Source organism: Paracoccus salsus (assembly GCF_021556615.1).
GTDB classification, from domain to species: domain Bacteria; phylum Pseudomonadota; class Alphaproteobacteria; order Rhodobacterales; family Rhodobacteraceae; genus Paracoccus; species Paracoccus salsus.
The window spans coordinates 473,726-499,590 of record NZ_JAKGGD010000002.1 but is presented as its reverse complement, the minus strand read 5'-3'; the positions used below and the strand labels follow the sequence as shown (position 1 = coordinate 499,590).

Sequence of the window (25,865 nt, the reverse complement as noted above, 5' to 3'; positions counted from 1 at the left end):
TGTCAGACCGCACGGTCCAGCTTGGTGGACAGGTGGATCAGGCTTTCCGATGACCGGACGCCTTCGATCCCCCCGATCCGGTCCAGAATGTCGTCAAGCTGCGCGGTCGAAGACGTTCCCAATTGCAGCAGCAGGTCGACGCGGCCGCTGGTGGTGTGAATGCGTTCGACCTGGGGCATGGTCCGCAACCGGGCCAGAATGCCCGGAAGGCTGCGCGGTTCGATCACCAGAAGCACGGTGGTGCGGATCAGCGACAGCCGCGCCGTTTCGCCAAGCCGCAGCGTATAGCCCGCGATCGCGCCCGAGCTTTCCAGCCGCTCCAGGCGCGCCTGGACAGTCGACCGCGCCACCTTCAGCCGCCGAGCCAGCATGGCCACCGACATCCGCGCGTCCTGCGCCAGCTGGGCTAGAATGCTTTGGTCCAGATCGTCCACTGCCATTGCCCCAGCCTGTTTCGTCAAATCGCCACCAGTTCCGGCATATTAACCGCGCGACAGGGCAAATCTATCCTTTTCATTGATGAAACTGGAACTCAAAAGCGCCATTCTGGGTTTTGGGCCTTCTGCCCCCGATCCGCCCTGACTGACCGTAGGAAAGGACCATGAATGGGACATCACAAGACCGTCTGGAGCAATCCGGCCGACCTCATCCGCCATCTTCAGCCAGAGGATCCGGTGATGGTGTTCGCGCCGACCGCCTTGCAAGAGCGGGCCAGGCAGTTTCTGGACGGTTTCCCCGGTCTTGTGACCTACGCCGTCAAGTCGAACCCGGACGAGGCGGTGATCCAGAACCTGGTGACGGCGGGCATTCGCGGCTTCGATGTGGCCTCGCCCTTCGAGATCGACCTGATCGGGCGCATGGCGCCGCAGGCCGCGCGCCATTATCACAACCCGGTTCGCGCCCGGTCCGAGATTGCCCATGCCGTGCAGGCCGGAATCACCTCGTGGTCGGTGGACAGCCGCAGCGAACTGGAAAAGCTTTTCGAGATGGTGCCGACCCGGGTCGGCGATCAAGGCGTCGAGATCTCGCCGCGCTTCAAGCTGCCGGTCCTGGGCGCGGTCTATGATTTCGGTTCGAAATTCGGGGCCACGCCCGAGCTTGCGGCCGAGTTGCTGGGGCTGGTGGCAGAGCGCGGCTATATTCCGTCGCTGACCTTCCATCCGGGAACCCAGTGCGTCGATCCGATCGCATGGGAAAGCTACATCCGCGTTGCGCGCGAGATTTGCGACATGGCCGGGGTGCCGGCGAGGCGGCTGAATGTGGGTGGCGGATTTCCCTCGCATCGTGTCGCCGGCGTGGATCCTGATCTTGGCGCGATCTTCAGCGAGATCGCGGATACCGTTGCCGAAAGCTTCGGAGACGACGCTCCGGCGCTGGTCTGCGAGCCGGGTCGCGGCCTGTGCGCCGACGCCTTTTCGCTGATCACCCGCGTCAAGGGCATCCGTGACGGCGCAAGCATATTCCTGAATGACGGCGTGTATGGCGGGCTCGCCGAACTGCCCATCGTCGGCAATCTTGACCGGATCGAGGTCCTCACTCCGCAAGGCAGGCCGCGCGACGCAGAACGATCGGGCCGGGTGATCTTCGGGCCGACCTGCGATTCCGTTGACCGGCTGCCCGGCGAACTGGGCATGCCTGCCGACATCGCCGAGGGGGATTACGTCATATTCCACGGTGCAGGGGCGTATTCCACCGTCACCAACACGCGCTTCAACGGATTCGGCGCAATGACGAATGCGACAGTCCTGTCCCTGGGCTAACCAATTTCTAAGACAGCCATGCTAGCCTTGGGACGATGTTACAGAATCGCCCAATCACGATCCACGTGGTGCTGATGGACGGCACCTTCGCCTCGCTCGCCGAAGGGCGTCGCAGTTCGATCGGGCGCATCCATGCATTGCTGAGCGGGGCGATGGGCGAGCTGCCTTCGCCCCGACCGCGACTGAGGCTGCATTACGGCATGGGCCAGCAATGGAACAAGTTGCGCACCCTGCCGGAGCTTGCGATGGGGCGCGCGCTGGAACGGCGCATCATCGACGCATATGGCTGGCTGGCCTCGGGCTATCGCAAGGGGGATCTGATCTTCCTCATCGGCTATTCGCGCGGCGCTTTCGCGGTGCGCAGCCTGACGGGCATGATCGGTCGGGTCGGGCTGTTGCGCGCCGAGGCCGCGACCGAACGCAACACCCGCACCGCCTGGAACTATTACCGCAATGGTGGCTCGGAGAAATACATGGCGCGGTTTCGCGCCAGGCGCTGCTGGCCGGCGGCACCGATCCGGATGGTGGGCTGTTTCGATACCGTCACGGCGTTCGGGGTGCGCCTGCCGTTTCTGTGGATGCTCGCCGAGCCGCGTTTCCGCTTTCACGACGCCCATCTGGTGGCCGAGGTCGAGCATGGCTTCCAGGCGCTGGCGCTGGACGAGACGCGGGCGGCCTTCGCCCCGATCCTGTGGGATGACAACTGCCTGGCCGAGCGGATCGAACAGACCTGGTTTCGCGGCGCGCATGCCGATATCGGGGGTCAGCTGCGGGGCCTGGAATTTGCCCGCCCGCTTGCCAACATTCCGCTTGTCTGGATGCTGGGGCGTGCGGAATCGGTTGGCTTGCCGCTGCCGAGTGGGTGGCGCGACCAGTTCCCCTGCGATCCGACCGCGCCACCGATCGGCTCATGGCGATTCTGGGGCAAGGCGTTTCTGGCGCGCGCGCCGCGCATGTCCGGGCGTTTCGACACCGAGGCGCTGCATTCCAGCGTCGATCGCGACAGCTATCCAGGGCCGGCGTTGCTGGTCGGGCATCTGGCCGCAGAGGATGAACGGAAACGGCCGCGTCGCGGCTTTCTTCGGCTTCGGGCAGCGGCCGGACCCGACATCGAGGAGCCGCGCGATGACGCCGACCCCGATATCGGGGTCCGGCGAGCCTGACGGTCAGGCCACCGCTTCCAGTTGCCGGCGCGGCTGGACCCCAAGCGCAGCGCAGACATCGCGGGTCATCTCGGGGCGGTTCAGCGTGTAGAAATGCAGCCGGTCCACGCCGCCCTCGATCAGCGTGTCGCACAGTTCCGTACAGATCGCCGTTGCCAGCAGGCGTTCCCCGTCGCCGCCATCGCGGATGGCGTCCGCGAAGGCATCCTCGGCCCATTGCGGGATCTGCGTTCCGCATCCTTGTGCGAACCGCTTTGCGCCGGCCCAGCCCTGGATGGGCAGGATGCCGGGAATGATCGGCGCGTCGATGCCGGCCCTGACGCATTTGTCGCGGAACCGGAAGAATGTTTCCGGCTCAAAGAAGAACTGCGTGATCGCACTGGACGCGCCGGCGTCGATCTTGCGCTTCAGCCATGCCACATCGGCATCCGTGTCGGCGCTGTCGGGATGCGGTTCGGGATAGGCGCCGACGCGGATGGTCATGTCGCCGCGAGCCGCGATCGCTTCGATCAGTTCGACCGAATTCGCGAATCCATCGGGATGGGTTGTGAAACGGTCCGCGCCTTTGGGCGCATCGCCCCGCAGCGCCACGATCTCGCGGATACCGGCATCCGCATAGGACTGCACGATCTCCATCGTTTCCGCGCGGGTTGCCTCGACGCAGGTCAGATGGGCGGCGACATCCAGCCCGTAATGGCGGTTGATCGTCGTCACCGCGTCGTGGGTCAGCTTGCGGGTCGTCCCGCCCGCGCCATAGGTGACAGAGACGAAATCGGGCTCCAGCGGTGCCAGCGCGCGCGCCGCTTCCCACAGCCGGAACGAGGCATCGAGCGTCTTGGGCGGGAAGAACTCGAAGCTGATCTTGGGGGCCGTGCGGGGCATGACGATTCCTTTCCTTTCCCATCTTGTGCCATGTCATTACCTGTGAGACAAATTCATAATCTTCAAGATTAACTTGAAAGAGGTTCACATGCATCTGGAACTGCGCCATCTTCGGACGGTTCGCGCCATCCACCAGGAGGGCGGACTTGCGCGCGCCGCCGAGACGCTGAACATCACCCAGTCCGCCTTGTCGCACCAGATCAAGGGCCTCGAGGAGCAGGCCGGGGTCGAGCTGTTCGTCCGCCGGACCAAGCCGATGCGGCTGTCGGCGGCGGGGATGCGCCTGCTGCGCTTGGCCGAACAGGTCCTGCCGATGGTCGCCGCGACCGAGGCCGAATTCAAGGGCGTCGAGGCCGGACGGATCGGCAGGCTGCATATCGCGATGGAATGCCACGCCTGTTTCGACTGGCTGCTGCCGGTTCTGGACATCTTTCGCCGTGCCTGGCCCGACGTGGATGTGGATATCCGGCAGCGGCTGGCTTTCGGGGCGTTGCCTGCGCTGGCGCGGGAAGAGGTCGATCTGGTGATTTCCTCGGACCCCGAGGATGTGCCGGGGGTGACCTATCAGCCGCTGTTCGACTATGCCCCGACACTGGTCGTCCCGGCTGGGCATCCGCTGGTCGCGAAGGGCCATGCCGAGCCGCAGGATCTGGCGGCCGAGACGCTGATCACCTATCCGATGGATCGCGGGCGGCTGGATGTTTTCAGCCAGTTCCTGACCCCTGCCGGGGTCGAGCCGGCGCAGCAGCGCACGGTCGAACTGACCGCGGTGTCGCTGATGCTGGTCGCCTCGGGGCGCGGGGTCGCGGTGATGCCCGACTGGGTGCTTCGCCGCGAGGCCGCCAATCCCGAACTGGCCATGCTGCCGCTGGGTCGGGGCGGATTGCTGCGCCGCCTCTACGCCGCCGTACGCGAGGACGATCTGGCGCAGCCCTACATGGCGCATGTGCTGCGGCTTTCGCGCACCGAACCCCTGCGGATGCTGCGCGGCGCCGCTGCGTGATCCTTGGCATTTGCGCCGCTTGCCCCTATGACCCGCCCAACCTCATACCGGAGCGAATGATGGCAAGCGCCAATCTCAACATCATGATCAAGGCCGCCCGCAAGGCCGGCCGCATCCTCGTCAAGGATTTCCGCGAGGTCGAGAACCTTCAGGTCAGCGTCAAGGGCGCGGGCGATTTCGTCACCCGGGCCGATCGCGAGGCCGAGCGGATCATCAAGGAGGAATTGCGCGGCGCCCGACCGACTTACGGCTGGCTGGGCGAGGAAACCGGCGAAGAGGCCGGCGAGGACCCGACCCGGCGCTGGATCGTGGACCCGCTGGACGGAACCACGAATTTCCTGCACGGGCTGCCGCACTGGGCCGTCAGCATCGCGCTGGAACACAAGAAGGAAATCGTCGCGGCCGTGATCTTTGACGCCGCGAAGGACGAGCTTTTCTTCGCGGAAAAGGGCGGCGGGGCGTTCATGAACGACCAGCGGCTGCGGGTCTCCGGGCGCCGCCGTCTGGACGATTCGCTGTTTGCAACCGGCATCCCGTTCGCCGGGCGCGGACCGCTGCCGGCCGCATTGCAGGACCTGGCCCGGCTGATGCCGCTGACGGCGGGGGTCCGCCGTCTGGGCGCGGCTTCGCTGGATCTGGCCTATGTCGCCGCCGGCCGCTACGACGGCTACTGGGAGCGCGGAAACCAGCCCTGGGACGTGGCGGCAGGCATCCTTCTGGTGCGCGAGGCGGGCGGGTTTGTCGAAGGCATCCGCGACGGCGACGACCCGCTTGAATCGGGCCGGATGATCGCCGCGAACGCGCAGGTCTTCGACGCTTTCGCGAGGATCATCCGCAGCCGCGACTGATCGCGGCGGCTGTCGCGGCCTGGCCATTCAGGTTTGCACTGACTGCAAATCAGCCTTGCCTTGACCTTGCCGCGCCGACGGCGCATGGCCGGTCCATCCTTGGAACGCGATCATGCCGCACGATCACGACACACCCCCCTATGCCGCCACGGCGGCCTCTGCCTCTGCGCCTCCGCCGGTGCCGCCGAAGACGCGGCCACCGATCCGAGACCGCACGCGGCTGGCGATCCTGCTGATGTGCGCCACAGCGCTGATCTTCGCCATGCAGGACGTGTTCTCGCGCATCCTGGGCGAGGGCTATCCGCCGGTTCTGGTCGTGATGATCCGCTACTGGGCGTTCGCGGCCTTCGTGATCGCGCTGGTGTCCCGGCAGCCGGGCGGGTTGAAGCGTGCCATGCGGACCAGGCGGCCCCTGACCCAGATCGCCCGCGGGGTGCTGCTGGTCTTCGAGGTCTTGATCATGGTCGAGGCGTTCGTGCGCCTGGGGCTTGTCGAAACCCATGCCGTCTTCACCGTCTATCCCCTGCTGGTCGCGGCGCTGTCCGGGCCGGTGCTGGGCGAGAAGGTGGGCTGGCGCCGCTGGACCGCGATCGCGATCGGGTTCTGCGGAATCCTGGTCATCCTGCAGCCGGGCAGCGGTGTGATGCGGATCGAATCGTTGCTTCCGCTGGCCGCCGCGCTGATATTCGCGCTTTATGGCCTGCTGACGCGGCATGTGTCGCGCGACGATCCCTCGATGGTCAGCTTCTTCTGGACCGGGATCGCTGGCGCCGTGGCGATCACGATTGTCGGCATCTGGGACTGGCAATGGCTGGCGCCGATCGACTGGCTGTGGATGTCCGGGCTTTGCCTGTGCGGGATAACCTCGCATTACCTTCTGATCCGGGCCTATGAAATGGCCGAGGCGTCCGCGCTGCAACCCTTTGCCTACACCCAGCTTGTCTGGGTCAGCATCCTCGGCGTGCTGGTGTTTTCCGAGGTTCTGCGCCCGAATGTCGTCATGGGCGCGGCGATCGTCGTGCTGGCGGGGCTGTTCACGCTGTGGCGGACGCGGGTGAAAACGGCCTAGCCCGCCTCGCCGGTTGCGTCGGCGTCGGCCATCACGGGCATGGTCCAGTCCGAGGGCAGGCGCGGGCCGATGAACGGCTTTTGCGGCGGTCGCGCCGACAGCGCCAGGGTCAGGCGCGCGACCGGAGGGGGCATCAGCCCGCCCCCGGTCAGGTCCCATGTCGGAACGATCGGCGCGGGTTTGCCGTGGATGCGCGCACGATAGATGGGCATGGCCTCGGTGACCCGCATCACATAGTTGCGGGTCTCGTCGAAGGGGATCAGCTCGACCCATTCCACCGGATCGCCATCGCGCCGCAGGTCTCCGAAATCCTTCAGCCAGCGCGCCGGCCGGCCCGGCCCGGCATTGTAGCCCGAAGCCGTCAGCGCGGTCGAGCTTCCGAACCGGTCACGCAAGCCGGCCAGATAGGCCGCGCCAAGGCGGGCGTTGTAGGACGGATCAGTGGTCAGCCGGCCCGGCTGATAGGGCATGCCAAGCTGGCGGGCCATCTGCTCGGCGGTGCCGGGCATCAACTGCATCAGCCCACGCGCGCCGACATGGCTGCTGACGGTATGGTTGAATTCGGATTCCTGCCTCGCAATGGACATCACCAGCTCGGGCGGCAGGCCCAGATCGGCCTGTTCCAGCCCGGTAAGCGGAAAATGCGCCGCCGGATAGATCGCGCCCTGATCGGCGGCACGCTTGGACAGTCGCAGCCCGTGCCAGGGGGCGCCGGCCTCGATCATCAGCCGGGCCATGCGGGCGATGTCGTCGGGCTGCGCGGTTTCCGACAGATGCAGGAAGAAGCGCTGCGCCTCGTCCATCCGGCCTGTCGCAAGCAACCACAGGCCCGCCTGGAAGACGCTGTTGTCGCGCAGGGCTCCACGCCAGTCGGGCAGGGTCTCGATCCCCTTGCCTTGCACCGCATGGTCGGCGGTCATCACCCTGCCGACCTTTTCGGCAGCCAGTTGCCCGTAATAGACGCCGGGCTTTTCGGCGGCGCGGACATAGGCCGCCCGTGCTGCGGCGCGGTCGCCCAGGTCCTCGTGCGCGCGGCCCTGCCAGTAAAGCGCGCGGGAGGTGCTGATCGCGCTGCCCACGACCGTTTCCAGATGCAGGAAATGGTCAAGCGCGCGATCGGCGGCGCCCTGTTTCAGGGCGGCGAAGCCCGCCAGCCACTCAAGATCCGCGTAGTGCCGGCTGTCGGGCGTCAGGAAATGCGGCGCTGCAAGCTTTTCGGCCCGCGCCCAGTCGCCGTTGCGCATCGCCAGCCGGGCGTAATCGACGCGCATGGGCGCCCAGATCTCGGGCACGCGCAGCGCCGCCTCGCTGGTGGACGCCTCCAGCATCAGCTGTTGTGCGCCGTCGTGGACCTTGGCGCGGACGCGCCACAGGAAGCGGTCCATGGTCAGGCCGGGATCGGCGCGATCCGGGTCAGGCAGCGCCAGAATCAGGTCGTCCACGCCGGTTCGCCGCGCCAGAAGCGCGATCCGGGCGACGATCAGCGGACGATCGGCCTCGGGCAGAAGGTCCAGCAGCCGTTCTGCCTGCCGCCAGTCCTGCTGGTCCAGCATCGCCACGGCACGCGCGGTCACCAGCGGTGTCAGCTCGTCCTGATGGCTTTCCAGGAATGCCGCTTCATCGGCGGCATCCAGCGGAACATGGGTCCAGAAACGGGCCCGTTCGTCGCGCGCCTCGCGATCGCCCAGCACCGACAGATAGGCGGTCTCTGCACGCAGCGTCGTCGGCAGGCGGTCCGAGAGCCATTCGCGGATCCGGGCGGCCGGAAGCTGGGGTCGCAACCGCGTGTCGCCGCGTTCCCGCAACTGGGCCAGGCCGGGCCAGTCAGGGTGGTCGCGGACGAATTCCAGGTAGTCGTCGAACGCGCCGACGCCGGCGCGCAGGGCCTGCCACCCGACCAGCGCCTCGGCAACCGGGCCGGACCGGCGCGCCGCGTCGCGCGCGGTCGCCCAGTCGCGGCTGTCCGCAGCCGCCAGTGCCAGCGCCATCGCGCCCTTGTCTTCGGCCACGGCGGACGTGGCCAGAGTCAGGACCGACAGCACGGCCGCACCCAAAATGTCGCGCAATCGTCCCATCATCCACCTGTGTCGCCGCCTTCGCCGCCGCGTGCAATTCACATCCTTGGCAAGACAGCCGGCCGAAGCTAGTTAGGCGCGACATTCAAGGATCATCAAGGAGCGTGTCATGTTCAAGGGGTCTCTGCCCGCACTGGTCACGCCGTTCGACCCGGACGGCGAGGTGGATCTGGACACGCTGAAGAAACTGGTGGAATGGCATGTGGATCAGGGAACGCACGGACTGGTGCCGGTCGGCACCACCGGCGAAAGCCCGACACTGACCCATGACGAACACCGGCTGGTGGTGGAAGAGGTCGTCAAGGCCGTCGCCGGCCGGATCCCGGTCATCGCCGGAGCGGGCTCGAACTCGACCCGCGAGGGGATCGGGCTGATCCGCCACGCGCAAGAGGTCGGGGCTGATGCCGCGCTGGTCGTGACCCCCTATTACAACAAGCCGACGCAGGCCGGGCTGATCGCCCATTACACCGCGCTGGCCGAGGCGGTGGACCTGCCGATCATCATCTACAACATCCCCGGCCGTTCGGTGATCGACATGCTGCCCGAGACGATGGGCGTGCTGTCGCGTCTGCCCGGCATCATTGGCGTCAAGGACGCGACCGGGCGGCTGGAGCGCGTCAGCCAGCAGCGGATCACCTGCGGGCCGGACTTTGTCCAGCTGTCGGGCGAAGACGCGACCGCGCTGGGTTTCAACGCGCATGGCGGCGTCGGCTGCATCAGCGTGACGGCCAATGTCGCGCCCAGGCTGTGCGCCCAGTTCCAGGAGGCGACCCTGCGCGGCGACTACGCGCTGGCGCTGGAATTTCAGGACAAGCTGATGCCGCTGCACCACGCGATCTTCGTCGAGCCGGGTCTGGTCGGCGCAAAATACGCGATGTCGCGGCTGGGTCTGTGCGACGAGCGCGTGCGCCTGCCGCTGGTGCCGCTGACCGAGCCGACGCGGCGCCTGATCGACGCGGCACTGGCCCATGCCGGGCTGATCTGAGCGGCTGGCCTGCCAGGACGGGCGGCACGCTGTCGGACGACGCGCTCCCGGGGCGGGGCGCTGCCGGGGCGGGGCGCGATCAGCGCTCCGGACTGTTCTCATGCTCGCAGATCAGCCCATCGCGCAGCAGCAGGGTCAGCATCGGCACCGGGTCGGTGAGCAGGCCGGCAACGGCCAGCGGCCGACCGGCCATCAGGGCGTGGACAAGGCTTGCGTCTGCTGGCGAAATTGCCTCGACCGAGACATCGAAGTCGGGCCTGCGCCAGATGAGCGCGATCTGCGGGCCGATCGCGCGCGGCTTGCCGTCGCGGCCAGGCTGGTTCGCGCGCCAGATCGCCACGGCCGGGTGGGACAGCGGCACAAGCCGCAGCGACGGGTGCAGCCGCAGCGGTTCGGCGTCGGTCAGACGATCGGTCGGCAGCGCGGTGGCGTCGGCGGCGTGATAGGCGCGACCGCGCGCCCATTCGATCCGTGCCACGTCGCCCAGATAGGGCAGCGTCGCGACCGGCGGAAACCCGTCCAGAAACGTCGCGAAGGCGTCGCCCCAATCCTGCAGAACGGGCGTGCGCGGAGGATGCGCGGCGATGAACTCTGCCGCCATCGCAGCGAAGAACTCTGTCCCGACCAGGCGCCGGACCGCCGGGAAACGACGGGCCAGGGCCTCGCGCAGGCTGTGGGCGACATTGTTGCGATAGACGGCAAAGCGCCGGGCGATTTCGTCAGGGTCGCTTGCGGTCACGCAGCCCGGCACCGGGCCGCCGGCCAGCGCGGCGCGGAAATCGGGCGTGACGTCCCGGCACGGGTCACTGCGCTGCGGCATGCTGTCTCCGATCCGCGATCATGGCGGCGGCGCGTGCCGCCTCGGCATGAAGCACCGGCCATTCGGGCACGTCGTTGTCCCATTCGACCAGTGTCGGCAACGCACCGGCGCGGTCCAGCACCTCGGCATAGAGGGCCCAGACCGGCTGTGCCACCTCGGCCCCGTGCGAATCGATCAGCAACGGACCGGAGGGCAGCTCCTCTTCGTCATGGCCGCCCAGATGGATCTCTTCGACAAGGTCCAGCGGAAAATCGTCCAGCCAGGCCAGCGGATCGGCGCGGTGATTGACGCAGCTGACAAAGACGTTGTTCACATCCAGCAGCAGGCCGCATCCGGTGCGGCGGGCAATCCGGGACAGGAATTCGGTTTCGGGCATCTCGCTTTGCGCGAAGATCACATAGGTCGCCGGGTTTTCCAGCAGCAGGCGACGGCCCAGCACCTCCTGCACCCGGTCCACATGGTCGCAGACGCGATCCAGCGTCGCGCCCGTATAAGGCAGGGGCAGCAGGTCGTTCAGATATTCCGCGCCATGGCTGGACCAGGCCAGATGTTCCGAAAAGCTGTCGGGCTGATAGCGATCGCACAGCGCCCGGACCCGCGCCAGATGGGCGGGGTCCAGCGTCGGCCCGCCGATCGACAGCCCCACGCCATGGATCGAGATCGCGTAATCCTGCCGCAGGGCGGACAGCATGGCGTGGGGCGCGCCGCCGTCCCCCATGTAGTTCTCGGCATGGACCTCGAAGAACCCCAGATCGGGCTTGATGTCGCGGATTGCGGGAAAATGCTGCGGCTTGAAACCAAGTCCGGCTTGGGCGGGCAGGGGCATCGGAATGTCCTTGGTGATTGGCGCATGAGGGGTCGGGGCGAGCCCTCAGCGGGCCGCCCCGAGGTTCGGCTCACATCTCGATCGGCTCCAGCGAGCCGTTATGACCGGCCGGCGTCTCGATCTCGGCGCAGGTGCCCGCAGGAACCAGCTTCCAGGCGTTGCCCTGATAGTCCGTGGTCGAGGTCCCGGCGCAGGTCGTGCCGGGGCCTGCCGCGCAGTCGTTTTCGCCGGCCAGCGCGACGCCGTAGCATTTCTCCATCTCGCCATCGGTCTTGGTCTCGTCGGCATGGGCGGCGACGCCGGCAAGGCTGATGGCTGTGGCAAGGGCTGCGGCAAATTTCGGGGTCATCATCTAGCTCTCCTTTTGGTTTGCGGGCGGCGGTGCCGTCCCGCATGACCAGTCGGAGGAAACCGCCAACCCGTTACTTCGATCACCGAGACGTGATATGCGGACCGGCCAGTCCTGATGCTGTAACGCTGGCACTGTGCGCGACGTAAGGAAGAGCGATGACGAAGAGCGGCGCAAAGCCGGAACCGGACTGGTCGGACCTGATGCGTGCCGCGATCGCGGGCGATCAGGCTGCCTATCGACAGCTTCTCATCGCGATGACGCCGGTGCTGCGCGGGTTGATCCGGGCCCGTGCGCCCGGCATGGATGCAAGCTGGTGCGAGGATGTTTTGCAAGAGACGTTGTTGGCGATCCACCTGAAACGCGCGACCTGGGACAGCGGCCTGCCGCTGCGCCCCTGGATCTATGCCATCGCGCGGCACAAGCTGGTGGACGCCTTCCGGCGACGCGGCCGCAGCGTGCACCTGCCGGTGGAGGATTTTGCCGAGACGCTGCCGGCCGCGCCCGAGCCCGACAGGTTGGAGAAGCGCGATGCGGAAACGCTGATTGATCGCCTGCCCGAACGCGATGCAGCGTTGCTGCGCTGCCTGGCCCTGGAAGAGCGCGGCAAGGCTGAATGTGGTGCGCGGCTGGAGCTGACGCCGGGTGCGTTGCGGGTCGCCCTGCACCGTGCCTTGCAGCGTCTGGCACGGCTGCGGCAGGAGGTGGAGTGATGCGGACCGACGATCTTGTCGCGCTGCTTGGCGCGGATGACACACCGCCACGCCCGATCGCGCCGCGGCTCATGGCCCATGCCGGCGTCGGGCTTGCAGGGTCGGCCGCGGTCGCCCTGGGGGTGCTGGGCATCCGTCCGGATCTGCTTGCGGCGCTGGCCGACCCGGTCACGCTGATGAAATGGGTGTTGCCGCTGGCCGCGGCCCTGCCGGCCCTGCGCGCCGCGCTGCGTCTGGCGCGTCCGCAGGTCCGCAGCGCGCCCGCGCAGTGGCTGTCCGTGACCGTGGCGCTGATGGCGATGCTGTGGTTGGTCCTGGCGGCGGTCTCAGCCCCGCCGGGCGCGTTGTGGCCACAGATTCGGGGCAGCACGGCGTTGATCTGCCTGACCTCGGTGACGCTGGTCGGCATCGTCCCGCTGGTCGTCGGACTGAGGATCCTGAGCGAGGGCGCCAGCACTGCGCCGGCGCGCAGCGGGGCGCTGCTGGGACTGGCTTCGGGCGGTCTTGCCGCCGCCATCTATGCCCTGCATTGCGACGAGGATGCGCCGCTGTTCTTCCTGACCTGGTACAGTCTGGGGATCATGATCGTGACCGCGCTGGGTGCGCTGATGGCAAGACGGATGCTGCGCTGGTAGGCGAATCGCTGCGGGCTGTTCATTCCGGCGGCGCAGGCCGATCCGCGCCCCGATACGCGATCTGCCGAGCACGCGGGCAATTCAGGGCTGGCTCTGCGCAAAGTTGCGGCTGAAACTCGCGCGGATTTTCACGGCAGGCTTTTCAAGGCGCGCTCTTGGACCCATATTGGGGGGGAGGAGAGTTCGCACCATGCCTTTGCCGCATTTCCTGATGCTGATCCTGGCCGTCGTCATGGCCGCCGCTTTGACCCTGCTGGCAAGCTTTGCCGCCGGCGTCCCGGAAGTCGTCCTGGCGCTGATCGTGCTTGGCGCGGCGGCATGGATGCATCTTCGTCATCGCCGCGTTCATGACCACGAGGGCTGAGCCCGCCCCGGATGCCGTCCTGCCCTCGCGCTGCCTGCTGCTGGCCTGCGGGGCGTTGGCACGCGAATTGCTGGCGATCAGGGACGCGAATGGCTGGACGCACATGGACCTGCATTGCCTTCCTGCCGACCTTCATCTGCGCCCCGAGCGTATCCCCGACGCCGTCGAAGCGGCCGTCCGGCGCCATGGGCCAGACTACGACAGCATCATCGTGGTCTATGCGGATTGCGGCACCGGCGGGCTGCTGCAGGCCCGCTGTGACCAGCTGGGGGTCCCGATGATCCCCGGCCCGCATTGCTACGCGTTCTTCGATGGAGTCGAGGCCAATGCGGCGCGGGCCGACACCGAATTCACCGCCTTCTACCTGACTGATTTCCTGGTCCGGCAGTTCGATGCCTTCGTCTGGCGGGCCATGGGGCTGGATCGGCACCCGCAGCTGCGCGACATGTATTTCGCCCATTACGACCGTCTGATCTATCTGGCCCAGACCGACGATCCCGCGCTGGACGAAAAGGCCGCCGAGGCGGCGCGGCGCCTGGGGCTGCGTTATGAACGGCGTGCGACGGCTTATGGCGACCTGCCCGACGTTCTGGCTCAGCTTTCCAGCTCGGCGTCCCAGTAAAGAAAATCCATCCAGCTGTCATGCAGGTGGTTTGGCGGAAACCGACGCCCGACCGCGTGCATTTCATCGGGAGACGGCTGGTGCGGCCTGCGGCGCAGCGAAAGACCGGAATGACGCAGGCTGCGATTGGCCTTGCGCAGGTTGCACGGGCTGCAGGCCGCAACGACGTTTTCCCAGCTGGTCACACCGCCGCGCGACCGCGGCACGACGTGGTCGAAGGTCAGATCGCCCTTCGCGCCGCAATACTGGCAACAGAATTCGTCGCGCAGAAAAAGATTGAAGCGCGTGAATGCCACGCGCTTCTGGGGTCTTACGTAATCCTTGAGAACGACGACGGACGGGATTCGGAACACCTGCCGCTGACTTCGGACCACCTCCTCATACTCGGCGATGATGGTGACCCGATCCAGAAAGACCGCCTTGATCGCCTCCTGCCAGGGCCACAGGGACAGCGGATAGTAGCTCAGCGGCCGATAATCCGCGTTCAGCACCAGTGCCGGATGATGGCGTAGCCCGGCCGGTTCTCGCACGAACTGGGTCCGGAATTCCCTGTGATGATGTTCGTCCAGCATGCTGCTTTCCCGCTTGCCCCGATATGCGAGGTCGGAGCGCCCATCAGATCCGTGACTTCGACTATATATCGCGTCCCGGTTCTGGCAAGCGCCCGGATGTACTCGATCCGGGAATGGAGTAGCGCCTGCGGGTGACATCTCGATGACAGATTGCCTGATGCCTGCCGCGATGGCAGGGTCGGTGCATGACCCGGACCATTCCCTCCCTGCTTGGCACCCTGGAAAGCGCGCTTTATGCCGACGATCTGGACAAGGCGACCGCGTTCTGGCGCGACGTGATCGGGCTCAGCCCGTTCCAGACCGTGCCCGGCCGCCACGTGTTCTTTCGTGTCAGCGACAAGCCCCATCCGCAGGTTCTGCTGGTGTTCCGCGCCAAGGCGACGCGACGACCGCCCGCGCCGGATGCAAGGCTGCCGGTTCCCCCGCACGGTGCATCCGGGCCGGGCCATTTCTGCCTTGCCGCTTCGCCGGGCGCGCTAGACGCCTGGCGCAGCCATCTGATCGCCAGCGGCATTGCGATCGAGGCGGACTTCCTCTGGCCGAACGGTGCCCGCTCGATCTATTTCCGCGATCCTGCGGGCAATTCCATAGAACTCGCCGATCCGGCAATCTGGGCGCGGCCAGCCTCGGACCATGGCTGAAGCGCGGCTGCCAGGCAGGGGTGACCGGGGGGTCCGGGGGCCGGCCCCCGGCCACCGCCAGCCGTCAGGCTGGCAGCGTCACTTGCCCAGGCGATCCTTCAGAAAGCTCAGCGCGACCGACAGCCCGTCGGGCGAAATCCCATGCGCGGTATTCTTCATCACATGGCCATAGACCGTGAAGCCGGCCTTCTCCAGCGCCTCGCCGGCCAGCCCCATCTCCTCGAACGGCACCATCGGGTCCTGATCGCCGTGCAGCAGCAGCACCGGCGGCTTGACCCGGGCCTCTGCCGCAAGCGTTTCCGGCGCGATCAGCCGTCCCGAGAAGCCGACGATGCCGGCCACGGCTTCGGACCGGCGGGGCAGCACATGCAGCGCCATCATCGTGCCCTGCGAGAAGCCGATCACCACCATCCGGTCGGCGCTCAGCCCTTCGTCTTTCAGAACACGGTCCAGCCAGCCGTCCAGCGCGGCGATCGAGCGGGCCATCGCGTTCCTGGCCTCGGCCTCGGACGAACCGTCAAGCCACGGGATCGGAAACCACTGATAGCCCATGGGATTGTTGACGCTGCGTTCGGGTGCGTCGGGGGCGTGGAAGGCGGTGTGCGGCAGATGCGGCGACAACGGATCGGCCAGCCCCAGCAGATCGGCGCCGTCGGCCCCGTAGCCATGCAGGAACACCACCACCGCGTCCGCCTTTGCCGGTCCCCTGCGGGCCGATTTCAGTTCCGTCATCGAATTCCCTCGCGTCGTTTTGCCAGCCGGTAATAGGCCCACAGCCCGCGCGCCGCAACCGCGCGCCAGGGCCGCCAGGGTTCGGCCATCGCGCGCAGGACCTTCGGGCCCGGCCGGTCCGTCAGCCCATACATGATCCGGGCGGCCTCCTGCAGCGCTAGGTCGCCGGCCGCGAACGCGTCCGGCCGCCCCAGCGCGAATTTCAGATAGATTTCCGCCGTCCAGACACCGATGCCCGGCAGGGCGACCAGCGTCGCGATGGCCTCGTCATCCGGCAGGTCCCGCAGGCCGTCCCAGTCGATCCGCGCCAGGGCGATGCCGCGCAGATAGCGGGCCTTGGGTCGTGACAGGCCGGCGGCGCGCAGGTCCTCGTCCGCGGCCGAAGCGATCCGATCGGGCGCGGTCAATCCCGCATTCTCCAGCCGGTTCCAGATCGACGTGGCGGCAGCGACCGAGATCTGTTGCGCGACGATGGCGCTTGCGATGGCGTCGAACCCGTCGGGCCGGCGGCGCAGCGGCAAAGGAACGATATCGGGCAGGACGCGGGCCCAGACCGGGCAGACCCGCGCCAGATGGGCGGCGCCCTCGATCAGGTCGGCATCGGTCTCGATCAGCCTCACGGGTCCATGCGCGCGGCCCGGCCGCCGCGGCGGCGCGGTGTGACGGCGCTGGCCTGGGCGCCCGCGACCAGGACCGCGATCATCGGATGCGGCTGCGTCCCGGGCGCGGCCTTGGGGGCGTAGTGATCCAGCAACAGGCGGATCGCGGCGATCGGTTCGACGTCCTGGGGCAGCGACATCGCCCAGTCCAGAAAGATCGACCGGCACTCGGCCGCGCCGATCCCCTCGATGCGGAAGCTTTCCCGGATCAGGTTCTTGGGATCGATGCGCGAAAGCTGCTCAGCCATGATCCGATCCTGCCTCCAGTTTGAGCCGGGTTTCCCACGCCATCGAGATATGCTGGCGCAGCGCCTTGTCGGCGGCGTCGCCATCGCCGGACTCGATCGCCTCGACGATCCGCCTGTGCTCGGCCAACGCGGTCGCGCCCCGGCCCTCGGCGGCCAGCGAGGTCTTGGCCATCAGCGCCATGCTGCGATGGACCAGGTCAAGCTGCTGGATCAGGTAGCGGTTATGCGAGGCCAGGTGGATCTGGTGGTGGAAGCGCTTGTTGGCGCGGGCCAGCGCCTCGGGGTTGCCGACCGCCTTCTGGTCCTCATCCACCATCTGGGCCAGCACGCGCACCTCCTCGGGCGTGGCGTGGCGCGCGGCCAGTCTGGCGGCCAGCGCTTCAAGCTCGGCGCGCACGACGTATAATTCGGAAAGCTGGTTGTGATCCAGTGAGGCGATGATCAGGCTTCGCCCATCCCGCACCAGCATCGCCTGGGTCTCCAGCCGCTGCAGCGCCTCGCGCACCGGGGTTCGCGACACGCCGAAACGCTCGGCCAGCTCGGATTCCACCAGCCGGTCGCCGGGGCGATAGCTGCCGGCCTCGATGGCGGCAAGGATCAGCGAATAGGCATCGTCTTTCATGACCGACACGATTGGCGCTCTGGCCGGCAATTGCAAGCGCGGCCGTGCCGGGCTATGCCACCGTCATGGATTTCGCGCATGTCGATGCCTGGATCTTCGATCTGGACAACACGCTTTACCCGTCCGAGATGGCGCTGTTCCCGCAGATCGAGGCGCGCATGACCGCCTATGTCATGCGATTGCTCAAGGTGGAAACCGCAGATGCCGACCATCTGCGCCGCGACTACTGGCGCCGTCACGGGACAACGCTGGCCGGGCTGATGGCCGAACATGCCATCGATCCGCTGGCCTATCTGTCCGAAGTTCATGACATCGACTTCACGCGTCTTGAGCCCGCCCCCGAACTGGCCGCCGCGATCGCTGCCCTTCCGGGGCGCAAGATTGTCCACACCAATGCCGATTCCCGCTATGCCCGCAAGGTGCTGGACGCTCGCGGTCTGGATCTGTTCGAGGCGGTCTATGGCGTCGAGGAAACGGGCTTCCACCCCAAGCCCCGGCGCGCCGCCTTCGAGGCCGTCATCGCGCATGCGGGCATCGATCCGACCCGCGCGGCGTTTTTCGAGGACGACCCGCGCAACCTCGAGGTGCCCCACCAGCTTGGCATGCAGACCGTTCTGGTCGGTGCGGGGCGTCAGGGCCCGGATGCGCATTGCGGGACACCGGACGGACATGTGCGGCATCGCACCGACGATCTGGTGTCTTTCCTGCATGCGATTGCGCCCGTCGTCTGAAACGGGCACTATGCACGACGAACGCGCCAGCTCTCTAGGATCCGTGAACATGACCGAAGATTCCGCGCCCGACAGCACCCGCCTTGCCATCCGCATCTATCTTGCCGTGCTGGTCGTCCTGGTGATCGCGGCGCTGCTGGTCTGGACGTTCGGCCTGCCGGCGCTTGGCCTGATCGGCATCGCGCTGACGCTTGTCGTGTTCGCCATCATGCTGACCTTCACCTCCGGCAACTAGGCTGCGACAGCGCGTCCGCTGGTCCCCGGCACAGCCGCAGGGCATGCTCGCCGGGCGTGCAGAAAGAGGCCGGAGATGAGCGCAGGGCTGGAAAAGGTCGACATTCTCGTATCGGGCGGCGGCATCGCCGGGTTGATCGCTGCGGCAGCCTTTGGCGCCGAGGGGTTTTCGGTGCTGTGCGTCGATCCCGCGCCGCCGATCACGGCCGAAGCGGCCGAGGGCGCCGATCTGCGGACCACGGCCTTTCTGGCGCCGTCGGTGGCGCTGCTGGACCGCATCGGCCTGTGGGACCGGCTGGCGGACTTTGCCACGCCGCTTCAGGTCATGCGAATCGTGGATGCCGGCGGCGCGCGCCCCGAGCCGCGTCTGAGCCGCGAATTCGACGCCGCCGAGATCGGCGACCAGCCGTTCGGTTGGAACCTGCAGAACTGGCTGCTGCGGCGCGAGATCGCGGCCCGGCTGGACCAGTTGCAGACGGTGCGCTTTCAGCCCGGCACCGGCGCGGCAGAGGTCCTTGCCCGCGACGAGGCGGCGCTTGTCACGCTGTCGGATGGGCGGCGTGTCCAGGCCCGCCTGCTGATCGCCGCCGACGGCCGCGACTCGCCGGTGCGCCGGGCGCTGGGGATCGGCGTGCGGCGGTTTCGCTATGGTCAGAAGGCGCTGGCCTTCGCCGTCACCCATGAGAGGCCTCATCACAACATCTCGACCGAGATCCACCGCTCGGGCGGACCCTTCACCCTGGTGCCGCTGCCGGACCGGGATGGCCGGCCATGCTCGGCGGTCGTGTGGATGGAGAACGGTCGCGAGATCGCCCGGCTTCAGGCACTGCCTCGCGATGAATTCGAGACCGCCCTGAACGCGAGGTCGGCGGGTGTTGCGGGTCCCCTGACACAGGCCACGGCGCTGACCTGCTGGCCGATCATCAGCCAGATCGCGGATCGCTTTTGCGGCAAACGGACCGCCCTGATCGCCGAGGCCGCGCATGTCGTGCCGCCGATCGGCGCGCAGGGTCTGAACATGAGCCTGGCGGACCTTTCCTCGCTGATCGAGCTGTCGCGCGCCGATCCCGGCAGCGCCGCCAGCCTGGCCAGCTATGACCGGTCCCGCCGGCCCGAGGCCTATGCGCGACTGCTGGGCATCGATGCGCTGAACCGGGCCAGCCAGGCGTCGCTCAGGCCGCTGCGGGATCTGCGGGCCGCGGCGCTGGGCGGGCTTTACGGTATCGCGCCGGTGCGGCGACTGATGATGCGCGCCGGGCTGGGGATGCGCTGAGGCGGCGACCCGGCAGTTTGCGTCCCGCGATCGCCGGGGGCGTTCGCTCCCCCCGGACCCCCAGCCGGGGCGACGCTGAACGGCGAGGCGGCCCGCTTGAAATCCGGGATCGGGGCCTTTCCGGGCCGGGCGAGGACGACCCCGCGTCACGAAGCTGTCCGCGTGAGACCGATCCGCGCGACGCGCGCGCGGCAAGATTTCGGCAATTTCCTTCGCTGCCACGGGGTGATAGACCGCGCGCCAGCCAGAGGAGACCAGCCATGCCCGCCTATCGTTCCCGTACCACGACCCATGGCCGCAACATGGCGGGCGCGCGCGGATTGTGGCGCGCGACCGGCGTCAAGGACAGCGATTTCGGCAAGCCGATCATCGCAATCGTCAACAGCTTCACGCAGTTCGTGCCAGGCCATGTCCATCTGAAGGATCTGGGACAGCTGGTCGCGCGCGAGGTCGAGGCGGCGGGCGGCATCGCCAAGGAATTCAACACCATCGCCGTCGATGACGGCATCGCGATGGGCCATGACGGGATGCTGTATTCGCTGCCTTCGCGCGAGATCATCGCCGATTCGGTCGAATACATGGTCAACGCCCATTGCGCCGACGCGATGGTGTGCATCTCCAATTGCGACAAGATCACCCCGGGCATGCTGATGGCGGCGCTGCGGTTGAACATCCCGGTCGTCTTCGTGTCGGGCGGCCCGATGGAGGCCGGCAAGGTCGTTCTGGAGGACGGCCGGATCAAGGCGCTGGATCTGGTCGATGCAATGGTCGCCGCCGCCGACGACACCATGACCGACGCCGATGTGCAGGCGATCGAACGCGCGGCCTGCCCGACCTGCGGCAGCTGTTCGGGCATGTTCACCGCCAATTCGATGAACTGCCTGACCGAGGCTCTGGGCCTGTCCTTGCCCGGCAACGGCTCGGCGCTTGCCACCCATGCGGACCGCAAGCGGCTGTTCGTCGAGGCCGGGCACCTGATCGTCGATCTGGCGCGGCGGTATTACGAGGGCGAGGATGCCTCGGTACTGCCGCGCAACATCGCGACCGTCAGCGCCTTCAGCAACGCCATGACGCTGGATATCGCGATGGGCGGGTCGACAAACACGGTTCTGCATCTGCTGGCCGCCGCGCATGAGGGCGAGGTGGATTTCACCATGTCCGACATCGACCGGCTGTCGCGGCAGGTGCCGGTGCTGTGCAAGGTCGCGCCGGCCAAGTCGGATGTGCATATGGAGGACGTCCACCGCGCCGGCGGGATCATGGCGATCCTGGGCGAGCTGGACCGGGCCGGTCTGCTGGACAGCTCGGTCGGCAGCGTCCATTCGGGGACGCTGGCGCAGGCGCTGGAGCGTTGGGACGTGGTGCGCACCGATTCGACCAGCGTCCATGACTTCTATCGCGCCGCGCCGGGCGGGGTGCCCACCCAGACCGCGTTCTCGCAGGACCGCCGCTATGACGCGGTCGATCTGGACCGCAAAGCTGGCGTGATCCGCAGCGCCGGGCACGCGTTCTCGCAGGATGGCGGCCTGGCGGTGCTTTACGGGAATCTGGCCGAGGATGGCTGCATCGTGAAGACGGCGGGGGTGGACGAATCGATCCTGGTCTTCGCCGGCCCGGCCCATATCTTCGAAAGCCAGGACGACGCCGTGTCAGGCATCCTGACCGGCAAGGTCAAGGAAGGCGAGGTGGTCCTGATCCGGTACGAGGGTCCGCGCGGCGGGCCCGGGATGCAGGAAATGCTGTATCCGACCAGCTACCTGAAATCCAAGGGGCTGGGGAAAGCCTGCGCGCTGGTGACGGATGGCCGTTTCTCGGGCGGGTCGTCGGGGCTGTCCATCGGTCATGTCTCGCCCGAGGCGGCCGAGGGCGGCACGATCGGGCTGGTCGAACAGGGCGACCTGATCAGGATCGACATCCCCAACCGGGTGATCGAGTTGGCGGTCGATGACGCGACACTGGCCGCCCGCCGTGAACGACGCGAGGCCGAGGGCTGGAAGCCCGCCAGGCCGCGCCAGCGCAAGGTTTCGACCGCGCTGCGTGCCTATGCGGCGATGGCGACCAGCGCCGCCAGGGGTGCGGTGAGGGTTGTGCCTGACTGATCGGGTGGCAGGCGCGGTCGGGAGCGTGGCGTCGGTCCGCTGAACGGCGCCTAACTCAGCGCCCTTGCGATGGTAAAGATCCCCATGGCGATCATCACCAGATTCTCGGTCAGCGAGACGAAACCCAGAGGAACATTGCTGTTGCCACCGGCGCAGGCGCATTTCAGTTCGCGCTTTTCGATATAGACGGCGCGGTACACCGACCATGCACCCACGACGCCGATGAACAGTGCCACGGGGCCGGACAGCCACGGCAACAGCCCGGCGATCATCAGCAGGCCAGCGCCGGTTTCCAGGAACGGATAGGCATAACCATAGGGAACCCATTTCTGCGCCAGCAGATCGTAGTTCAGAAACATGGTGGAAAAACTTTCCACGTCCTGAAGCTTTTGCAGCCCCAGCAGCACCATTGCGGTCGCTGCGAAGCGCGGCAGGATCATCCAGACCGGCCCGCCCATCAACCAGCCGATCGCAAGCGCGATCAGCGCCGATACGGCAAAGATCGCGATCACCGGCTTGTAACTCGTCGCGCCCTTCTTGGGCAGCGGATTGCCGAAATGGGCACGCAGATCATCATAGCCGCCGATGCGCCGATCCCCGATCCAGGTCTGGGGCGTGGTCTCGACCCCGTGCTCCTGCATGAAGCGTTCGGTCTCTTCGCGGCTGCGAAGCGTGTGATCTTCCACCTGATAGCCATTCCGCTCCAGCAGCCATTTCGACTTCTGGCCGAAGGGGCAGCGGTGGCCGGGCATCATCATCCGGTAGAGGCGTGCGGTCTTTGTCATCAGAAGCGTCTTTCGTTGCGAGCCCGGATCCAACGATGACCAGGGCGCCAAAGTTCCGGCGTCGCGCGGTCAGGCCGGCGCGCCAAGCGGGCCGGGCCGACGCTCTTCGGACAGCATGACATTGGCCTCGACCTGGCCCACGCCCGGCAGCGTCATGATCCGCCGGCGCAGGATCCGCTCGAAATCGCTGATGTCGCGGGCGGTGATTCGCAGACGATAGTCGAACTGTCCCAGCACATGCTGGACGGTCTGGACCTCGGGGATGGCGGTCACGGCGCGTTCGAAATCCTCGAGGCTGGTGCGGCCCTTCGCGGCAAGGCGCACGCCAAGGAAAACGGTCACGCCAAAGCCCACGGCGGCACTGTCCACCACCACCCGGCGGCCGGCCAGGATACCCTGATCGGTCAGCTTGCGGATCCGCCGCCAGGCGGCAGGCTGGCCGATCCCGACCGCGCGCCCCACCTCGGCCGCGCTTCTGGTGGCGTCCGCCGCAAGGATCCGCAGGATTGCCAGATCGGTGGCGTCAAGCCCGCTCATAGCGCCAGCTCGGCGCTGTCCTTGATGGTCGAGACCAGCATCAGCGCATCGCTGTCCAAGACATGCGGCAGCGTCAGGATGCGGTCGCGATAGATCTGCTGCCAGTGGCCCATGTCGCGCGCGATGACCGAAAGACGCAGGTCAACGCTGCCCAGGAATGTCTGGATCTCGGTCACTTCGGGCACCTCGCGCGCGGCGGCGATGAAATTGTCGAAGGCCCGTGGATCGGTCTTGTCCAGCGTGAAGCGCAGGCTGACCTGAACCTCCCATCCCAGGGCCCGCCAGTCGATGCGGGACTGGATCGCCGCGATCACACCGGACTCGCGCAGCCTGTCGAGCCGTCGCCAGAGGCTGGCCGTGGTGACGCCCGCGCGCTCGGCCAGACGGGCATTGGCGGCGTCAGGGTCGGCCAGCAGGTGTCGCAGAATTCGGCGATCGGTCGCATCGAGCATGAATTTTTCACCTTGGGTGACGGAACGGCATGATCTTCTTGTCTGTCTTGCATATCCCGCGAAGAATGAACATGCGCGGTGGCATCAGGCCGATAGAAAGACGGCCATCAAAGAAGAAAGGACCTGCTCATGCGCGTTTATTACGATCGCGATTGCGATGTGAACCTGATCAAGGACAAGAAAGTCGCCATCCTCGGCTATGGCAGCCAGGGTCACGCCCATGCGCTGAACCTGCGCGATTCGGGTGCGAAGAATGTCGTCGTCGCCCTGCGCGAGGGCAGCGCCTCGGCCAGGAAAGCCGAAGGCGAGGGGCTGAAGGTGATGGGCATCGCCGAGGCCGCCGCATGGTGCGATCTGATCATGTTCACCATGCCGGACGAATTGCAGGCGGAAACCTACAAGAAATACGTCCATGACAACCTGCGCGAGGGCGCGGCGATCGCCTTTGCCCACGGGCTCAACGTCCATTTCGGACTGATCGAGCCGAAGCCCGGCGTCGATGTCATCATGATGGCACCCAAGGGGCCAGGTCACACCGTGCGCGGCGAATATGTCAAGGGCGGCGGCGTGCCCTGTCTGGTCGCGGTGCATCAGGATGCCAGCGGCAAGGCGATGGATCTGGGCCTGTCCTACTGCTCGGCGATCGGCGGTGGTCGATCGGGCATCATCGAGACCAATTTCCGCGAGGAATGCGAGACCGACCTGTTCGGCGAGCAGGCGGTGCTGTGCGGCGGTCTGGTCGAACTGATCCGCATGGGCTTCGAGACGCTGGTCGAGGCCGGCTACGAGCCGGAAATGGCCTATTTCGAATGCCTGCACGAGGTCAAGCTGATCGTCGACCTGATCTATGAGGGCGGCATCGCCAACATGAACTACTCGATCTCGAACACCGCGGAATACGGCGAATACGTGTCGGGCCCGCGCATCCTTCCCTATGACGAGACCAAGGCCCGCATGAAGGCGGTGCTGCGTGACATCCAGACGGGCAAGTTCGTGCGCGACTTCATGCAGGAAAATGCCGTCGGGCAGCCGTCCTTCAAGGCGACCCGCCGCATCAATGACGAGCACCAGATCGAGCAGGTCGGCGCCAAGCTGCGCGAGATGATGCCGTGGATCAGCAAGGGCAAGATGGTCGATCGCGCCCGCAACTGATCCGCGTCTCGCGATGGTCGGCAACCTGATCTGCCGGAACGGAGGAGGGGGCCGCCGGCCCCCTTTCTTCGCCGCCGTCAGTCGGACAGCTTGTCCTGCGTCCGCAGCGCGAAATCCGAGGCGTCGTGGCGTTCCCAAAGCTGTCTGGCGGGGTCGCCCGAGGTCTTGTTGACGATAATGCCGCGCTTGACCGCGGGGCGGGCGGCAATCTCGCGCGTCCAGCGCAGCACATGGTCGTAGCTCGCACCGTCCAGGAACACATCGGCATCATTGTAGACCCCGCCCGTCGTCAGCCGGCCATACCAGGGCCAGATGGCCATGTCGGCGATGCTGTAATCGTCTCCGGCCATGAAACGATTCGTGGCGAGATGCCGGTTCAGCACGTCCAGTTGCCGCTTGGTTTCCATCGCATAGCGGTCGATCGCGTATTCGATCTTGACCGGCGCATAGGCATAGAAATGCCCGAAACCGCCGCCGACGAACGGTGCCGAGCCCATCTGCCAGAACAGCCAGTTCAGCGTCTCGGTGCGGGCGACGGGATCGCGTGGCAGGAAGGCGCCGAATTTTTCCGCCAGGTAGAGCAGGATCGCGCCGGATTCGAAAACCCGCCTTGGCGGAGAGGCCGAATGGTCCATCATCGCCGGGATCTTGGAGTTCGGGTTCGCCTCGACGAAGCCGCTGCCGAACTGGTCGCCGTCACCGATCCGGATCAGCCAGGCGTCGTATTCGGCGTCATGCCCGGCCTCGAGCAGTTCTTCCAGCATGATGGTGACTTTCTGGCCGTTGGGCGTGGCCAGCGAATAAAGTTGCAGCGGATGTTTGCCCACCGGCAGGGGCTTGTCATGGGTGGGTCCGGCGACGGGCCGGTTGATGCTGGCGAATTCGCCGCCGCTGCCCTTGTCCCAGGTCCAGACCTTGGGCGGAATATAGTCGTCGTTCATCACATGTCCTGTCTGATCGCTTTGCTGCCCTGAAACATGTGTGCCATCGCCGCAAAGATCAACGCATCAGGCG

Annotated in this window: 31 protein-coding genes; 16 read left to right on the top strand and 15 right to left on the bottom strand. The window is 66.7% G+C overall.

Annotated elements, in window-relative coordinates; genetic code table 11:
* Positions 1-2: 2 nt before the first annotated feature.
* A complete protein-coding gene (locus L1965_RS05780) occupies positions 3-434 on the bottom strand; it encodes an Lrp/AsnC family transcriptional regulator (protein WP_235755616.1) in 432 nt (143 codons plus the stop codon).
* 171 nt (positions 435-605) lie between these two features.
* Between L1965_RS05780 and L1965_RS05775 the strand changes: the two genes are divergently transcribed.
* Both L1965_RS05775 and L1965_RS05770 read left to right on the top strand, forming a co-directional pair.
* Positions 606-1,760, top strand: coding sequence for a type III PLP-dependent enzyme (locus L1965_RS05775; RefSeq protein ID WP_235755448.1), 1,155 nt, complete (start codon positions 606-608; stop codon positions 1,758-1,760).
* A 35-nt stretch (positions 1,761-1,795) separates the two neighbouring features.
* The gene (locus tag L1965_RS05770) at positions 1,796-2,923 is read left to right on the top strand and encodes a T6SS phospholipase effector Tle1-like catalytic domain-containing protein (protein ID WP_235755447.1); all 1,128 of its coding nucleotides are present in this window, start codon (positions 1,796-1,798) and stop codon (positions 2,921-2,923) included.
* Positions 2,924-2,926: 3 nt separating this feature from the next.
* On the opposite strand, the gene metF is transcribed toward L1965_RS05770, so the two are convergent.
* Positions 2,927-3,805: a methylenetetrahydrofolate reductase [NAD(P)H] gene (gene metF, locus L1965_RS05765; RefSeq protein WP_235755446.1), complete on the bottom strand. Its 879-nt coding sequence runs from the start codon at positions 3,803-3,805 to the stop codon at positions 2,927-2,929.
* An 88-nt stretch (positions 3,806-3,893) separates the two neighbouring features.
* Between metF and L1965_RS05760 the strand changes: the two genes are divergently transcribed.
* The 3 genes from L1965_RS05760 (at position 3,894) to L1965_RS05750 (ending at position 6,725) form a co-directional block, all read left to right on the top strand.
* On the top strand, positions 3,894-4,808 hold the full coding sequence (locus L1965_RS05760) for a LysR family transcriptional regulator (protein WP_235755445.1): 915 nt from the start codon (positions 3,894-3,896) through the stop codon (positions 4,806-4,808).
* Between the two features lie 56 nt (positions 4,809-4,864).
* Positions 4,865-5,656, top strand: a complete 792-nt coding sequence (locus tag L1965_RS05755) for an inositol monophosphatase family protein (protein WP_235755444.1) — start codon at positions 4,865-4,867, stop codon at positions 5,654-5,656.
* A 112-nt stretch (positions 5,657-5,768) separates the two neighbouring features.
* Complete coding sequence (locus tag L1965_RS05750; protein WP_235755443.1) at positions 5,769-6,725, top strand: DMT family transporter; 957 nt, start codon at positions 5,769-5,771, stop codon at positions 6,723-6,725.
* On the opposite strand, the gene L1965_RS05745 is transcribed toward L1965_RS05750, so the two are convergent.
* On the bottom strand, positions 6,722-8,791 hold the full coding sequence (locus L1965_RS05745; RefSeq protein WP_235755442.1) for a lytic transglycosylase domain-containing protein: 2,070 nt from the start codon (positions 8,789-8,791) through the stop codon (positions 6,722-6,724). The two genes, L1965_RS05750 and L1965_RS05745, sit on opposite strands and share 4 nt — an antisense overlap.
* Before the next feature lie 118 nt (positions 8,792-8,909).
* Here L1965_RS05745 and dapA point away from each other — a divergent pair, with 118 nt between their 5' ends.
* Positions 8,910-9,785, top strand: a complete 876-nt coding sequence (gene dapA, locus L1965_RS05740) for a 4-hydroxy-tetrahydrodipicolinate synthase (protein WP_235755441.1) — start codon at positions 8,910-8,912, stop codon at positions 9,783-9,785.
* A 79-nt stretch (positions 9,786-9,864) separates the two neighbouring features.
* Here the strand turns inward: dapA and L1965_RS05735 are convergent, their stop codons facing one another.
* The 3 genes from L1965_RS05735 to L1965_RS05725 form a co-directional block, all read right to left on the bottom strand.
* On the bottom strand, positions 9,865-10,605 hold the full coding sequence (locus L1965_RS05735) for an HvfC/BufC family peptide modification chaperone (protein ID WP_235755440.1): 741 nt from the start codon (positions 10,603-10,605) through the stop codon (positions 9,865-9,867).
* Positions 10,589-11,431, bottom strand: coding sequence for an MNIO family bufferin maturase (gene bufB / locus L1965_RS05730; RefSeq protein WP_235755439.1), 843 nt, complete (start codon positions 11,429-11,431; stop codon positions 10,589-10,591). The genes L1965_RS05735 and bufB overlap by 17 nt, the downstream gene beginning before the upstream one ends.
* Positions 11,432-11,501: 70 nt before the next feature.
* Entirely contained in the window at positions 11,502-11,783 is a 282-nt protein-coding gene (locus L1965_RS05725; RefSeq protein ID WP_235755438.1) for a BufA1 family periplasmic bufferin-type metallophore, read from the bottom strand.
* Between the two features lie 155 nt (positions 11,784-11,938).
* Here L1965_RS05725 and L1965_RS05720 point away from each other — a divergent pair, with 155 nt between their 5' ends.
* From L1965_RS05720 to L1965_RS05705, 4 genes are all read left to right on the top strand, one after another.
* Entirely contained in the window at positions 11,939-12,493 is a 555-nt protein-coding gene (locus L1965_RS05720; protein ID WP_235755437.1) for a sigma-70 family RNA polymerase sigma factor, read from the top strand.
* Positions 12,493-13,128 carry an NrsF family protein gene (locus tag L1965_RS05715; RefSeq protein WP_235755436.1) on the top strand — a complete coding sequence of 212 codons (636 nt, stop codon included), beginning with the start codon at positions 12,493-12,495 and terminating at the stop codon, positions 13,126-13,128. The genes L1965_RS05720 and L1965_RS05715 overlap by 1 nt, the downstream gene beginning before the upstream one ends.
* Before the next feature lie 190 nt (positions 13,129-13,318).
* Entirely contained in the window at positions 13,319-13,492 is a 174-nt protein-coding gene (locus L1965_RS05710; RefSeq protein ID WP_235755435.1) for a hypothetical protein, read from the top strand.
* Entirely contained in the window at positions 13,476-14,114 is a 639-nt protein-coding gene (locus L1965_RS05705) for a DUF1638 domain-containing protein (protein ID WP_235755434.1), read from the top strand. The genes L1965_RS05710 and L1965_RS05705 overlap by 17 nt, the downstream gene beginning before the upstream one ends.
* Here L1965_RS05705 and L1965_RS05700 read toward each other — a convergent pair.
* Positions 14,087-14,686: an HNH endonuclease gene (locus tag L1965_RS05700; protein WP_235755433.1), complete on the bottom strand. Its 600-nt coding sequence runs from the start codon at positions 14,684-14,686 to the stop codon at positions 14,087-14,089. The genes L1965_RS05705 and L1965_RS05700 overlap by 28 nt on opposite strands.
* A 185-nt stretch (positions 14,687-14,871) precedes the next feature.
* Between L1965_RS05700 and L1965_RS05695 the strand changes: the two genes are divergently transcribed.
* The gene (locus L1965_RS05695; protein ID WP_235755432.1) at positions 14,872-15,327 is read left to right on the top strand and encodes a VOC family protein; all 456 of its coding nucleotides are present in this window, start codon (positions 14,872-14,874) and stop codon (positions 15,325-15,327) included.
* A gap of 78 nt (positions 15,328-15,405) precedes the next feature.
* On the opposite strand, the gene L1965_RS05690 is transcribed toward L1965_RS05695, so the two are convergent.
* The 4 genes from L1965_RS05690 to L1965_RS05675 are packed head-to-tail and all read right to left on the bottom strand — an operon-like array spanning position 15,406 to position 17,588.
* A complete protein-coding gene (locus L1965_RS05690; protein ID WP_235755431.1) occupies positions 15,406-16,059 on the bottom strand; it encodes an alpha/beta hydrolase in 654 nt (217 codons plus the stop codon).
* Positions 16,056-16,679, bottom strand: coding sequence for a DNA-3-methyladenine glycosylase family protein (locus L1965_RS05685; RefSeq protein ID WP_235755430.1), 624 nt, complete (start codon positions 16,677-16,679; stop codon positions 16,056-16,058). The genes L1965_RS05690 and L1965_RS05685 overlap by 4 nt, the downstream gene beginning before the upstream one ends.
* Positions 16,676-16,966 (bottom strand): hypothetical protein, encoded by a 291-nt coding sequence (locus L1965_RS05680; protein WP_235755429.1) that lies wholly within the window; start codon positions 16,964-16,966, stop codon positions 16,676-16,678. The genes L1965_RS05685 and L1965_RS05680 overlap by 4 nt, the downstream gene beginning before the upstream one ends.
* Positions 16,959-17,588: a GntR family transcriptional regulator gene (locus tag L1965_RS05675; RefSeq protein ID WP_235755428.1), complete on the bottom strand. Its 630-nt coding sequence runs from the start codon at positions 17,586-17,588 to the stop codon at positions 16,959-16,961. Before L1965_RS05675 ends, L1965_RS05680 begins: the two co-directional genes overlap by 8 nt.
* 65 nt (positions 17,589-17,653) lie before the next feature.
* Here L1965_RS05675 and L1965_RS05670 point away from each other — a divergent pair, with 65 nt between their 5' ends.
* The 4 genes from L1965_RS05670 to ilvD all read left to right on the top strand — a co-directional run bounded on the left by L1965_RS05670 (position 17,654) and on the right by ilvD (position 21,925).
* Positions 17,654-18,319: a pyrimidine 5'-nucleotidase gene (locus L1965_RS05670; protein WP_235755615.1), complete on the top strand. Its 666-nt coding sequence runs from the start codon at positions 17,654-17,656 to the stop codon at positions 18,317-18,319.
* A gap of 49 nt (positions 18,320-18,368) precedes the next feature.
* Positions 18,369-18,554, top strand: coding sequence for a hypothetical protein (locus L1965_RS05665; RefSeq protein WP_235755427.1), 186 nt, complete (start codon positions 18,369-18,371; stop codon positions 18,552-18,554).
* 75 nt (positions 18,555-18,629) lie between these two features.
* Positions 18,630-19,826, top strand: a complete 1,197-nt coding sequence (locus L1965_RS05660; protein ID WP_439332057.1) for a UbiH/UbiF family hydroxylase — start codon at positions 18,630-18,632, stop codon at positions 19,824-19,826.
* A gap of 260 nt (positions 19,827-20,086) precedes the next feature.
* On the top strand, positions 20,087-21,925 hold the full coding sequence (ilvD, locus tag L1965_RS05655; RefSeq protein ID WP_235755426.1) for a dihydroxy-acid dehydratase: 1,839 nt from the start codon (positions 20,087-20,089) through the stop codon (positions 21,923-21,925).
* A gap of 50 nt (positions 21,926-21,975) precedes the next feature.
* Here ilvD and L1965_RS05650 read toward each other — a convergent pair whose 3' ends face one another.
* The 3 genes from L1965_RS05650 to L1965_RS05640 form a co-directional block, all read right to left on the bottom strand.
* Positions 21,976-22,710: a MauE/DoxX family redox-associated membrane protein gene (locus L1965_RS05650; RefSeq protein WP_235755425.1), complete on the bottom strand. Its 735-nt coding sequence runs from the start codon at positions 22,708-22,710 to the stop codon at positions 21,976-21,978.
* A gap of 69 nt (positions 22,711-22,779) precedes the next feature.
* Complete coding sequence (locus L1965_RS05645; protein ID WP_235755424.1) at positions 22,780-23,247, bottom strand: Lrp/AsnC family transcriptional regulator; 468 nt, start codon at positions 23,245-23,247, stop codon at positions 22,780-22,782.
* Entirely contained in the window at positions 23,244-23,699 is a 456-nt protein-coding gene (locus tag L1965_RS05640) for an Lrp/AsnC family transcriptional regulator (RefSeq protein ID WP_235755423.1), read from the bottom strand. Before L1965_RS05640 ends, L1965_RS05645 begins: the two co-directional genes overlap by 4 nt.
* A 129-nt stretch (positions 23,700-23,828) precedes the next feature.
* Here L1965_RS05640 and ilvC point away from each other — a divergent pair, with 129 nt between their 5' ends.
* Positions 23,829-24,851, top strand: a complete 1,023-nt coding sequence (gene ilvC, locus L1965_RS05635; RefSeq protein ID WP_235755422.1) for a ketol-acid reductoisomerase — start codon at positions 23,829-23,831, stop codon at positions 24,849-24,851.
* Positions 24,852-24,928: 77 nt separating this feature from the next.
* On the opposite strand, the gene yghU is transcribed toward ilvC, so the two are convergent.
* A complete protein-coding gene (yghU, locus tag L1965_RS05630; protein ID WP_235755421.1) occupies positions 24,929-25,792 on the bottom strand; it encodes a glutathione-dependent disulfide-bond oxidoreductase in 864 nt (287 codons plus the stop codon).
* Positions 25,793-25,865: the final 73 nt, after the last annotated feature.

Bases quoted from the DNA above. Each gene is read 5' to 3' on its own strand.
- L1965_RS05775 (WP_235755448.1), top strand. From the start codon at position 606: ATGGGACATCACAAGACCGTCTGGAGCAATCCGGCCGACCTCATCCGC.
- L1965_RS05770 (WP_235755447.1), top strand. From the start codon at position 1,796: ATGTTACAGAATCGCCCAATCACGATCCACGTGGTGCTGATGGACGGC.
- metF (WP_235755446.1), bottom strand. From the start codon at position 3,805: ATGCCCCGCACGGCCCCCAAGATCAGCTTCGAGTTCTTCCCGCCCAAG.
- L1965_RS05760 (WP_235755445.1), top strand. From the start codon at position 3,894: ATGCATCTGGAACTGCGCCATCTTCGGACGGTTCGCGCCATCCACCAG.
- L1965_RS05755 (WP_235755444.1), top strand. From the start codon at position 4,865: ATGATGGCAAGCGCCAATCTCAACATCATGATCAAGGCCGCCCGCAAG.
- L1965_RS05750 (WP_235755443.1), top strand. From the start codon at position 5,769: ATGCCGCACGATCACGACACACCCCCCTATGCCGCCACGGCGGCCTCT.
- dapA (WP_235755441.1), top strand. From the start codon at position 8,910: ATGTTCAAGGGGTCTCTGCCCGCACTGGTCACGCCGTTCGACCCGGAC.
- L1965_RS05735 (WP_235755440.1), bottom strand. From the start codon at position 10,605: ATGCCGCAGCGCAGTGACCCGTGCCGGGACGTCACGCCCGATTTCCGC.
- bufB (WP_235755439.1), bottom strand. From the start codon at position 11,431: ATGCCCCTGCCCGCCCAAGCCGGACTTGGTTTCAAGCCGCAGCATTTT.
- L1965_RS05725 (WP_235755438.1), bottom strand. From the start codon at position 11,783: ATGATGACCCCGAAATTTGCCGCAGCCCTTGCCACAGCCATCAGCCTT.
- L1965_RS05720 (WP_235755437.1), top strand. From the start codon at position 11,939: ATGACGAAGAGCGGCGCAAAGCCGGAACCGGACTGGTCGGACCTGATG.
- L1965_RS05715 (WP_235755436.1), top strand. From the start codon at position 12,493: ATGCGGACCGACGATCTTGTCGCGCTGCTTGGCGCGGATGACACACCG.
- L1965_RS05710 (WP_235755435.1), top strand. From the start codon at position 13,319: ATGCCTTTGCCGCATTTCCTGATGCTGATCCTGGCCGTCGTCATGGCC.
- L1965_RS05705 (WP_235755434.1), top strand. From the start codon at position 13,476: ATGACCACGAGGGCTGAGCCCGCCCCGGATGCCGTCCTGCCCTCGCGC.
- L1965_RS05700 (WP_235755433.1), bottom strand. From the start codon at position 14,686: ATGCTGGACGAACATCATCACAGGGAATTCCGGACCCAGTTCGTGCGA.
- L1965_RS05695 (WP_235755432.1), top strand. From the start codon at position 14,872: ATGACCCGGACCATTCCCTCCCTGCTTGGCACCCTGGAAAGCGCGCTT.
- L1965_RS05690 (WP_235755431.1), bottom strand. From the start codon at position 16,059: ATGACGGAACTGAAATCGGCCCGCAGGGGACCGGCAAAGGCGGACGCG.
- L1965_RS05680 (WP_235755429.1), bottom strand. From the start codon at position 16,966: ATGGCTGAGCAGCTTTCGCGCATCGATCCCAAGAACCTGATCCGGGAA.
- L1965_RS05675 (WP_235755428.1), bottom strand. From the start codon at position 17,588: ATGAAAGACGATGCCTATTCGCTGATCCTTGCCGCCATCGAGGCCGGC.
- L1965_RS05670 (WP_235755615.1), top strand. From the start codon at position 17,654: ATGGATTTCGCGCATGTCGATGCCTGGATCTTCGATCTGGACAACACG.
- L1965_RS05665 (WP_235755427.1), top strand. From the start codon at position 18,369: ATGACCGAAGATTCCGCGCCCGACAGCACCCGCCTTGCCATCCGCATC.
- L1965_RS05660 (WP_439332057.1), top strand. From the start codon at position 18,630: ATGAGCGCAGGGCTGGAAAAGGTCGACATTCTCGTATCGGGCGGCGGC.
- ilvD (WP_235755426.1), top strand. From the start codon at position 20,087: ATGCCCGCCTATCGTTCCCGTACCACGACCCATGGCCGCAACATGGCG.
- L1965_RS05650 (WP_235755425.1), bottom strand. From the start codon at position 22,710: ATGACAAAGACCGCACGCCTCTACCGGATGATGATGCCCGGCCACCGC.
- L1965_RS05645 (WP_235755424.1), bottom strand. From the start codon at position 23,247: ATGAGCGGGCTTGACGCCACCGATCTGGCAATCCTGCGGATCCTTGCG.
- L1965_RS05640 (WP_235755423.1), bottom strand. From the start codon at position 23,699: ATGCTCGATGCGACCGATCGCCGAATTCTGCGACACCTGCTGGCCGAC.
- ilvC (WP_235755422.1), top strand. From the start codon at position 23,829: ATGCGCGTTTATTACGATCGCGATTGCGATGTGAACCTGATCAAGGAC.
- yghU (WP_235755421.1), bottom strand. From the start codon at position 25,792: ATGAACGACGACTATATTCCGCCCAAGGTCTGGACCTGGGACAAGGGC.